Annotated in this window: 9 protein-coding genes and 1 pseudogene; 3 read left to right on the top strand and 7 right to left on the bottom strand. The window is 74.1% G+C overall.

The features are described 5' to 3' along the window. Nucleotides 1-320 (bottom strand): annotated as a pseudogene (locus IEY96_RS32540) (ATP-binding protein); the annotation flags it as partial. A 77-nt stretch (nt 321-397) separates the two neighbouring features. Continuing rightward, nucleotides 398-1573, bottom strand: coding sequence for an alanine--tRNA ligase-related protein (locus IEY96_RS08890; RefSeq protein WP_189194335.1), 1176 nt, complete (start codon nt 1571-1573; stop codon nt 398-400). Between the two features lie 420 nt (nt 1574-1993). Here IEY96_RS08890 and IEY96_RS08885 point away from each other — a divergent pair, with 420 nt between their 5' ends. Further along, nucleotides 1994-2629: an esterase/lipase family protein gene (locus tag IEY96_RS08885; protein WP_229791474.1), complete on the top strand. Its 636-nt coding sequence runs from the start codon at nt 1994-1996 to the stop codon at nt 2627-2629. A gap of 107 nt (nt 2630-2736) precedes the next feature. Here IEY96_RS08885 and IEY96_RS08880 read toward each other — a convergent pair whose 3' ends face one another. Both IEY96_RS08880 and IEY96_RS08875 read right to left on the bottom strand, forming a co-directional pair. Continuing rightward, a complete protein-coding gene (locus IEY96_RS08880; RefSeq protein WP_189194334.1) occupies nt 2737-3879 on the bottom strand; it encodes a fatty acid desaturase family protein in 1143 nt (380 codons plus the stop codon). A gap of 16 nt (nt 3880-3895) precedes the next feature. Then, nucleotides 3896-4987, bottom strand: coding sequence for a ferredoxin reductase (locus IEY96_RS08875; protein WP_189194333.1), 1092 nt, complete (start codon nt 4985-4987; stop codon nt 3896-3898). Nucleotides 4988-5069: 82 nt separating this feature from the next. Between IEY96_RS08875 and IEY96_RS08870 the strand changes: the two genes are divergently transcribed. Beyond that, on the top strand, nt 5070-6299 hold the full coding sequence (locus IEY96_RS08870) for a PucR family transcriptional regulator (RefSeq protein ID WP_189194332.1): 1230 nt from the start codon (nt 5070-5072) through the stop codon (nt 6297-6299). A gap of 19 nt (nt 6300-6318) precedes the next feature. On the opposite strand, the gene IEY96_RS08865 is transcribed toward IEY96_RS08870, so the two are convergent. The 3 genes from IEY96_RS08865 to IEY96_RS08855 all read right to left on the bottom strand — a co-directional run bounded on the left by IEY96_RS08865 (nt 6319) and on the right by IEY96_RS08855 (nt 8108). Beyond that, a complete protein-coding gene (locus IEY96_RS08865) occupies nt 6319-6819 on the bottom strand; it encodes a hypothetical protein (protein WP_189194331.1) in 501 nt (166 codons plus the stop codon). 118 nt (nt 6820-6937) lie between these two features. Further along, complete coding sequence (locus IEY96_RS08860) at nt 6938-7660, bottom strand: hypothetical protein (RefSeq protein ID WP_189194330.1); 723 nt, start codon at nt 7658-7660, stop codon at nt 6938-6940. Further along, on the bottom strand, nt 7653-8108 hold the full coding sequence (locus IEY96_RS08855; protein ID WP_229791473.1) for an RNA polymerase sigma factor: 456 nt from the start codon (nt 8106-8108) through the stop codon (nt 7653-7655). Before IEY96_RS08855 ends, IEY96_RS08860 begins: the two co-directional genes overlap by 8 nt. Nucleotides 8109-8308: 200 nt before the next feature. Between IEY96_RS08855 and IEY96_RS08850 the strand changes: the two genes are divergently transcribed. Further along, nucleotides 8309-9553, top strand: a complete 1245-nt coding sequence (locus IEY96_RS08850) for a YncE family protein (protein ID WP_229791472.1) — start codon at nt 8309-8311, stop codon at nt 9551-9553. Nucleotides 9554-9605 lie beyond the last annotated feature (52 nt).

Here is a 9605-nt window from a genome sequence, read left to right as displayed (position 1 = left end):
TCGCCGCCCCGGGCGGCGAGCCGCTGGGCCAGCAGCAGCCCGACCGGTCCGGCCAGGCCGAGGGCGAACAGCCCGACGCCGGGCAGCGGGGCGTCCACCCGCAGGTACGCCTCGAAGCGGTGCACCGGCCGCCCGTCCCGGCTGTCGGCGCGCACGGTGCAGCGCACCTCCCGCACCGGCGCGGGGAAGTCACCGCCGGCCAGCAGCTCCACCGGCCCGTCCTGGGCGGCGCTGAGCAGCGCGGCGGCGTCGGTGACGGTGACCCGGGCGCCGAGCAGCGTCACCGTCTCCACGTCCGGCCGGACCTCGTACCCGGTCATGCGACCACATCCCTCGCTGCGAGCGGTCTCCGCTGCCGAGTCTGACACCGGGTCACCGCCACGGCCACCGGCGCCGGTCAGGCCGCCGCCTCGGCGAGCAGGCCGTCGACCAGGTCCCGGGGCAGCCCGTGGGTGTCGTGCAGCCAGTGGTAGTCGCGCTCGGTCAGCGGCCCGCGCGCGCGTACGCGGCCGACCAGGGGCCGGCCCCGCTCCAGCAGGCCGCGGAACCGCCGCTCCTCGTCCAGCAGCAGCTCGCGCAGCGGACCGACCTCCGCCTCCTGCCGGAACCGGCGCAGCGTGTCCCGGTACGCGTCGAGCGGCAACCCGGTCAGGCCGCGCGTCGGGTCGTCGCGCCACAGCACGGTGAGCGCCCGCCGGACCAGCCGGCGCAGCACGTAGCCGCGGCCGGTGTTGCCGGGGCGCACCCCGTCGCCGAGCACGACCACCGCGGAGCGCAGGTGGTCGGCGACCACCCGCAGGTCCTCGCCGCGCAGGTCCCACCGGTCGCGGACCGCGCCCACCCACGGGCTCAGGCCCGCGCCCTCGAAGACCGATCGGCCGCCGCGCAGCACCATCTCCAGGCGTTCCAGGCCCATTCCGGTGTCGATGCTGGACATCGGCAGCGGCGTCAGCCGGCCGTCGGGGTGCCGGTGGTGGCGCATCTGGACGTGGTTCCAGACCTCCATCCAGCGCTCGTCGGTGCCCGGGCTGCCGGACGGCGGGCCGTCCCCGGTCCACACGAAGATCTCCGAGTCGGGCCCGCACGGGCCGGTCGGGCCGTTGGACCACCAGTTCTCCGCGCCGTTGGTCTCGACCGGCACGCCCAGCCCGGTCCAGGTGGCAAGCGCGGTCTCGTCCGGACCGATCTGCTCGTCGCCGCCGAAGACGGTGGCGTGCAGCCGCCCCGGGTCGACGCCGAAGCCCTCGGTGAGCAGCTCGTAGCCCCAGCGGAGGCTGGTCGCGATGTCGTAGTCGCCGAGCGACCAGGAGCCGAGCATGTCGAAGACGGTCAGGTGGGTCCGGTCACCGATCTCGTCGAGGTCCGTGGTGCGCAGGCAGCGCTGCACGTTGACCAGCCGCCGGCCGCCGGGGTGCGGGCGCCCCAGCAGGTACGGGGTGAGCGGGTGCATGCCGGAGGTGGTGAACAGCACCGGGTCGCCGGGCGGCGGGATCAGCGAGCTCTCCGGCGCGTCCCGGTGACCCCGGCGGTGGTAGTGGTCGACGAAGGTGCGGACGATCTGGTCGGGTGTCATGGCACGGGCCTTCCGGTGGGGACGACCGGACGGTCCGCCGCGCGGGCGGTGGCGTGACACGACGACGCCGGCGGACCGTTTCCGGTCGCCGGCGGGAATGGGGCAGGTCAGGCGGCGGCAACCGGCGAGCGGGAAGCTCGCGCGGCCGCGGCGGTGATGCTGCGCCTGAGGTCCATGCCGACAACGGTAGCCGGAAGACGGGGTCACGGCCACCGGAATACCCGGCAGGTCGGCCCGGTGAATCGACGTATTGACATGTGAAGGCAACTCGTCGGTAACATTCCGGCACCTCGGACGGCCCGGGCCACCCCCGTACCCGGGCCGATCCCCCACCGAGGCGCCGAACCGGCACGTGGACGGCTCGTGGGTGGACCCGGCGACCGGCGGGTCCGCCCGTCACCCCCGGAAGGAACCGCCTCCGTGAAATCGCTGATGACCCGTGCCCTGCTGGCCCTCGCCGTCGCCGTGGCGACGCTGGTCGGGCTCCCCTCCCCGGCCCGAGCGGGCACCTGGACGCCGTCGAGCAACCCGGTCCTCTTCGTGCACGGTTGGAACAGCAGCGCCTCGACCTGGAACACGATGATCGGCCGGTTCCAGGCCGACGGCTGGCCGTCGAGCCACCTGCGGGCCTTCTCCTACGACACCAGCAGGTCCAACGCCACCACCGCCCAGGTGGTGGCCCAGGAGGTCGACAAGCTGCTCGCCGCGACCGGGGCCACGAAGGTCGACATCGTCACCCACTCGATGGGCGCGCTCTCCTCGCGCTACTACCTGAAGTACCTGGCCAGCAGCGGGAAGGTGGACCGCTGGGTGTCGCTCGGCGGTCCGAACCACGGCACCAGCTCGGCGAACTCCTGCTACAGCACCGCCTGCGTGGAGATGCGGGTCGGCTCCACCTTCCTCGCCGACCTCAACACCGGCGACGAGACGCCGGGCGCCTTCGGCTACGGCACCTGGCGCTCCCCGTGCGACGGCGTGATCAACCCGGTGGACAGCACCGTTCTGGCCGGCGCGACCAACACCCGGACCGCCTGCGTCCTCCACACCAACCTGTAGAACGACGCCACCATCTACGGCCAGGTGCGCGACTTCGTCAACTCCTGAGGGCGGGCCCGCCGGGCCGGCGTGCCGGGCCGGCGGGCGCCCCTGCTGGCCGGTCCCGGTCAGGCCGTGCCGGAGGAGACCAGCGGGGCCGGGGCCACCGGCTGGCGGCGGTCGGCGCGCCGGTTCGGCAGCGACAGGCGGATCACCTTCCACCAGGCGGAGGCGACCTGCTTGGGCAGCGGGCCGGTGGTGTACTTCAGCCCGTACCGGTCGAACAGCGCCCGGACCTGCGGGGCGATCTCCTGGTAGCGGTTGCTCGGCAGGTCGGGGAAGAGGTGGTGCTCGATCTGGTACGACAGGTTGCCGGTCATGATGTGCAGCAGCCGGCTGCCGCTGATGTTGGCCGAGCCGAGCATCTGCCGCAGGTACCACTCGCCGCGGGTCTCGCCCTCGATGGAGGTCTTCTCGAAGGTCTCCACGCCGTTCGGGAAGTGCCCGCACATGATCACCGAGTGGCTCCACAGGTTGCGGATGAGGTTCGCGGTGAAGGTGGCGGCGAGCGTGGACAGGAACGACGGTCCGGACAGCAGCGGGTGCAGCACGTAGTCCTTGAGCACCTGGCGGCGGATCTTGCGGCCGACCGCCCTGGCCCGCGCCCGGAACGCCGGGTCCTTGTGCTTGCCGTTCTTCAGGTTGTTCCCCAGCTCCAGGTCGTACGCGGCGATGCCGTACTCGAAGAAGCAGGCGTTGACGAAGTTGTAGAAGGGCTGGCCCAGGTACATGGGGTGCCACGGCTGGTCCTCGTCGACCCGCATGATGCCGTAGCCGAGGTCGTTGTCCTTGCCGAGCACGTTGGTGTACCGGTGGTGCAGCTCGTTGTGGGAGTGCTTCCACTGCTCGGGCGGGGAGACGTGGTCCCAGTCCCAGGTGGTGGAGTGGATCTTCGGGTCGCGCATCCAGTCCCACTGCCCGTGCAGGACGTTGTGCCCGATCTCCATGTTGTCGAGGATCTTGGCGACCGCGAGGCCGGCCGTGCCCACGATCCAGGCCGGCGGGAACAGCGAGAAGAGCAGCACCGCGCGGCTGCTGATCTCCAGGGTCCGCTGGGTCTTGATCACCTTGCGGATGTAGCGGGCGTCCCGCTCACCCCGGTCGGCGATCACCCGGTCCCGGATCGCGTCCAGCTCCTTGCCGATGATCTCGATGTCCGCGGCGGTGAGGTGGGCGATCGGGTGGTCGGCCTTCTTCTGGATCACGGTCACGTCGGGTGGCCTCCTGTCAGAGTTCGATGTCGCAGGTACCGGCGGCCGCCGACACACAGGTCTGGACGAGCACGCCGTCCCCCGGGACGGCGGTGGTGAGATCGCCGTTGCGCAGGTCGCGCACCGCGCCCTCCCGCAGCGGGACGACGCAGCCGAAGCAGATGCCCATCCGGCAGCCGGAGGGCATCAGCACGCCGGCCTGCTCGCCGGCGTCGAGGATCGGGGTGGCCCCGTCCGCCTCGACGGTCACACCGGCCCCGGTGAACGTCACGGTGCCGCCCTCCCCCGGCGTGATCACGGTGGGCCGGAACCGCTCGGTGTGCAGCCGGTCGACGAGCCCGTTGGACTCCCAGTACCCCTCAACGGCGTCGAGCATGCCGACCGGCCCGCAGGCCCAGGTCTCCCGGTCGAGGTGATCCGGCACGAGGCCGGCCAGCTCGTGCACGCCGAGCAGGCCGTCGGTGTCGGTGTGCCGCTCGACCAGCCGCAGCACGCCCCGCGCGGCGAGTGCCCGCAGCTCCTGCCCGAAGATGACGTCGTCCCGGGTGGGCGCCGAGTGCACCAGCACCACGTCGGCCCGGTCGGGCAGGCCGGCGCGGAGCATCCCCATGACCGGGGTGATGCCGCTGCCGGCCGTGAGGAAGAGGACCCGTCCGGGGGTGGCCGCCGGCACGACGAAGTCGCCCTGCGCCTGGTCGAGCTGGACGATCGTGCCGGGCCGGACCCGGCGGACCAGGTGGTTGCTGACCTTGCCGTCCGGGATCGCCTTCACGGTGACGGTGATCCGGCCGTCCGCGGCGCCCGGCGCCGAGGTGACCGAGTACGCCCGCCACTGGCGTACCCCGTCGACGTCCACGCCGAGCCGCACGTACTGTCCGGGCAGGTGCCCCTGCCAGCCGCGGCCCGGCTGGATGACCACGGTCGCGGCGTCCCGGGTCTCCGGGCGGACGGCGAGGATCCGTCCGCGCAGCGGGGCGCCGGCGCGCAGCGGCGCGACGAGGTCGAGGTAGTCGCCCGGCAGCAGCGGGGTGGTGACCGCGCCGGCCAGCCGCAGCAACCTGTCCCGGAAGGAGACCTTCTGCGGGCGGCGGGAGGCAGTTGTGGTCATATGACCAGCTTGACTGCGTGATCGCATAACATCTTGACCGGCAAAGGTGAAACGGTCGCAGGTTCTTGTTCGGGGAGAACAAATGTCGGACGCAGCGCACCATCGCGCCCATCTCGAACTCGACGAGCAGGTGGCGGCCCAACTGCGGGACCGGCTGCCCGTGGTGGCCGAACGGACGGTCAGCGCGATCACCGCCGAGGTCCCCGACTACTCGGGCGCGCTCACCGGCACCATGCGGGAGAAGATCGAGAACGCGGTGCGGATCGCGCTGGGCACCTTCCTCCAGCTCATCGAGGGCGCACAGGCCATCGACCCGAGCACACCGCTGGCGCCGGCCCTGGAGGCCGCGTACGCGCTGGGCAGCGGCGAGGCCCGCTCCGGGCGCAGCATGGACGCGCTGCTGGCCGCGTACCGGGTGGGGGCGCGGGTGGCCTGGCGGGAGGTCTCCGCCACCACGGTGCGCAGCGGGCTGGCCGCCGAGACGGTGGCCGAGTTCGCCGAGCTCATGTTCGCGTACATCGACGAGCTGTCGGCCGCCAGCGTGGCCGGGCACTCCGACGAGCTGGCCAGCGCCGGCCGGGTCCGCCGCCGCGAACTGGAACGCCTCACCCAGCAACTGCTCGCCGGGGAACCCGAGGAGATCCTGCGGCGCAGCGCGGAACGGGCCGACTGGCCGCTGCCGCAGACCCTCACCGTCGTCCTCCTGCCCCGCCGCAACCTGCGCGCCGTGCTCGCCCTGCTCGGCCCGCACACCCTGGAGAGCGGCGAGGACATGCCCGGCATGGACCCCGCCGAGGACCTGGCCGTCCTGCTGGTGCCGGACATGCACGGGGTACGGCGCCGCCAGCTCACCCGGCTGCTGCACGGGCACCGGGCGGTGCTCGGGCCGGCCCGGCCGTGGCACCGGGTCGCCGCCTCCTACCAGCGGGCCACCCGGGCGCTCGCCCTCGGCCTCGGCGAACCGGACGCCGGACCACTCGACACCGAGCACCACCTGGCCGAGCTGCTGCTCAGCATGGACCCGGAGGGCCTGGCCGACCTGCGCGCCCAGGCCCTCGCGCCGCTCGCCGAGCTGCCCCCCGCCACCGCGCACCGGCTCGCCGAGACGCTGCGCTCCTGGCTGCTGCACCAGGGCCGCCGCGACGACGTGGCGGCCGACCTGTTCATCCACCCGCAGACCGTCCGCTACCGGATGGGCAAGCTCCGCGAGCTGTACGGCGACCGCCTCCACGAACCGGCCACGGTGCTCGACCTCACCATCGCGCTGGCCGTCCCGCCCGCCCCGCCGGAGGCGGAGCCACCAGGTGCGTGAGGTCGCCCGGTCCCGACCTTCAGGCGGCGACGTAGACCAGGTCCATGGTGTCGGCGCGCCCGGACCAGCGGAGTTCGAGGTGCCAGCAGCCCGCCTGCGGCACGTCGATGATGGAGGGGCCGGGGCCACCGGCGACCTCCCGGCTCACCCGGGTCGTGGTGCCGTCGAGGGTCGCCGTGATGACGAGGGTGGCCGGCGCGCTCGGGTCGGGCGACGGTGTGGCCGCGGGCCGGGCCACCCAGAGGATCTTGTTGGTGGGTCCCTCCGTCCGGCCGACCGCCAGCGGATGGCCGAACAGCACGGCGACGATCTCGCCCTTCGCGCCGAACACGTGGGGCATGCGGGCGTCCCCGCTGAACCCGGCGTCCGCCCAGTCAGGCAGGCTGCCCGCCTCGACCCGGGCCGCACAGCCGGTCGGTGCGCTCGCCGCCGGGGTGGCCGACGTCGCCGGCCGGCCCGCGGTGGTGCAACCCGCCAGCAGGACCACCGGCACCAGCAGGAGCCTGCCCCATGAACCCATCTCGCACCTCCGGGCCGACGTGTCGGTGCCGGTCGACGGCACCCCTGCCCTGACGACACCGGCCGGGCAGCCCGGGTTCCCGTCGTGGCGGTCGTCCCCTGCGGGCCGCGGGCCGCGCCTAGTCCAGCGACGCGGCGATCCCGACCGCCGCGTCCCTGGTGAGCTGGCCTTCCAGCCGGTAGCTGACCCCGGCGTCCTCCCAGATCAGGGTGGCCGCGGCGAGCCGTGCCGTCTCCACCCGTTCCACGCCGGCACGATCGACGTACGCGAGCTCGTGCGGACCGCCGATCCAGACGGCGAAGTCGCCGTCGACGGTGACCCACTCCACGCCCGGCCCCCCGCCGAGTTGCTTGTGGAAGACCGGGTCGAGGCGACCGTCGAAGGCGTCGAGGCGCAGCGCGCCACCGCGGTAGAGCAGCGTCGCCACCCGGTACGTGCCGGTGCCGTCCGGATCGGCGACCAGCACCTGCTCCGGGGGGCCCAGAGCGGCGGGCACGCGGATCGGGAAGCGCACGTGTCGCCGCGCCTCGTCGAGGGAGACGGACCGCTGTGCCGGCAGTGGCGACGGCACCCCGGTGGGCGGATCCGGCGCCGGGGTGGTCTCGACGATCACCCCGGAGAAGCGGAGCAGCCCCGCCACGGCGTCGGCGATGGCGGCCCGCCCCGGTGGCAGCGCGGCGAGGAGCAGGGCGGCCAACGCGGCGGCGAGCCAACGGCGCCAGCGGCGCCGCCGTCGTGCCGGCGCGGCCAGCCGGGCGCGTACCCGGGCGCTCACGTCGGGGACGTCGGGGGTCTCCAGCCAGGTGGCGAGGTCGCGCAGCTCGCGTTCGAGGTCATCCACGGCGCACCTCCTCGCGGTCGAGCAGGCCGCGGAGCTTGGCCAGCGCCCGGTACGTCCGTGACTTCACCGTGCCCCTGGGCCAGCCGAGCGTCGTCACGGTCTCCTCCTCGGTCAGGTCGAGAAGGAACCGGCACACGATCACCTCCCGGTCCTTCACCGGCAGCTGCCGCAGCGCCGCCACCAGAGCGGCCCGGCGCTCCGCGGCGAGAACTCCGCCCACGGCGGCGTCCTCGCCGACCTCCGATCCGTCCTGCGCCGCCGCGGCCCGCAGGGCGAGCCCGTCCCGCCGGCTGCGGGACCGGTGCAGGTTGCGGGTCTCGTTGGCGACGATCGCGAGCAGCCACGACCGGAAGGACGACTCGCCGCGGTAGCGGGACAGGTTGCGGAACCCCTTCACGAACGCCTCCTGGATGACGTCCTCCGCGTCGGATCCCGCACCGAGCAGCACCGCCGTCCGGTACGCGGACGCGGTGTGCCGGGCGACCAGGAGTTCGTAGCCCTCCAGGTCACCGGCCCGGGCGCGGGTGACAAGCTCGTCGTCGTCCAGTGGAGACCTCCGCTTCGATCACCCTCATGACACCGGCCGCCCCGCGCGGGTTCCATCCTCGCGGCACGGAACCTCGCCGGCTTCGACGGTGTCACCCGGGCATGGCCGTCACCATGTCGCGTCGCAGCATCCTGACCCTGCTAGCCGGAGCCGGCGCCACCGCGCTGGCCGGCTGCGAGCCGGCCCGCGGCCGGGCGCCGGCCGTCGCCGTGCCCGACCCGTTGCTCGTACGGGTCGACGAAGGGCTGGGCCTCCTGCGCGGGTCCGAGCGGCGAACGATCCCGCGCGCCGTGGCCACCGCGGACGGGACGTGGGTGTTCGCGACCGCCCCCGAGGGCCCCGACACCGCCTGCTGGCGGATCGACACCGCGACCGGCCGCACCTCGGCGAGGACGGTGCTGTCCGGACGGTGGGTGCCCCAGGCGGTCTCGGCCGACGGCACGGGGGTGGCGCTCACCACGACCGGGGTGACGGTGAACGGCGGTCGCCCACCGGGGCGGGAGGTGACGCCGGTGCTGGTCGCCGACACCGGTGGGGAGCGCCACCGGCTGGACCTGCGCGGCAACATCGTTCCCGAGGCGTTCACCGCGGACCGCACGGGACTGTTCGTCCTGGAATGGCTCCCGGCGACCGCGCCCGACCGCTACCGGGTCCGGGTCGTCGACCTCGCCACCGGCACGCCCGGCCCGCTGTCCACCCGCACCAAGACCCCGCTCCCGCCCGGCGCCGAGGAGGAGATGCGCGGCGACGGGCGCCAGGCGGTGCTCGCCCCGGACCGCACCGTCCTCTACACGCTCTACACCCACCAGCCCGGCCACCAGCACACCCGGGACCTCGTCAGCGGCCGGCCCGGCAACGCGCACGCGTTCGTCCACACCCTGAACCTGCGGGAGCGGTGGGCGTACTGCGTCGACCTGCCGCACCCGTTCGGCGAGGCCGCCGCGGCCGGCCACGCCATGGCGATCAGCCCCGACGGAGGCCGGCTCCTCGTCGCCGACGTCTCGTCGGGCACCGTCGCGGACATCGCCACCGACGAGCTGGCGGTACGCCGCACGGTCCCGCAGGCGCGCGGCACGGGCGCCGCACACGCCGCCGCCGGCAACGACCGCCTCTTCCTCGCCGCCGGCACGACGGTCCGGGCGCTCGACCTCACCCGCCTGACCGGCGCCGCGGACTGGCCGGTACGCGAACCGGTCACCGGGCTGGTGACCAGCCGGGACGGCAGTCGCCTGTACGTGGGCCAGCGGGACGCGGTGAGCTGGCACGACGCCGCCACCGGCCGGGAACTCGGCCGCGTCCCGGTCCCCGGTCTGGTCGGCGTGCACGGCCTGGCCGGATCCGCCTGACCGGCCGCTCGACCGCACCGTCGCGCCGGCCGTCCCGACCCGCTGGAGGCGG

Origin of the sequence: Micromonospora fulviviridis (assembly GCF_014648395.1) — a bacterium.
Lineage (GTDB): Bacteria > Actinomycetota > Actinomycetes > Mycobacteriales > Micromonosporaceae > Micromonospora > Micromonospora fulviviridis.
The sequence above is the reverse complement of the archived record's forward strand: the minus strand, read 5'-3'. Positions and strand labels throughout refer to the sequence as shown.

What these genes read in the sequence shown, in the direction of transcription:
- IEY96_RS08890 (WP_189194335.1), bottom strand. Translation starts at nt 1,573, where the DNA reads ATGACACCCGACCAGATCGTCCGCACCTTCGTCGACCACTACCACCGC.
- IEY96_RS08875 (WP_189194333.1), bottom strand. Translation starts at nt 4,987, where the DNA reads ATGACCACAACTGCCTCCCGCCGCCCGCAGAAGGTCTCCTTCCGGGAC.
- IEY96_RS08870 (WP_189194332.1), top strand. Translation starts at nt 5,070, where the DNA reads ATGTCGGACGCAGCGCACCATCGCGCCCATCTCGAACTCGACGAGCAG.
- IEY96_RS08865 (WP_189194331.1), bottom strand. Translation starts at nt 6,819, where the DNA reads ATGGGTTCATGGGGCAGGCTCCTGCTGGTGCCGGTGGTCCTGCTGGCG.
- IEY96_RS08850 (WP_229791472.1), top strand. Translation starts at nt 8,309, where the DNA reads ATGGCCGTCACCATGTCGCGTCGCAGCATCCTGACCCTGCTAGCCGGA.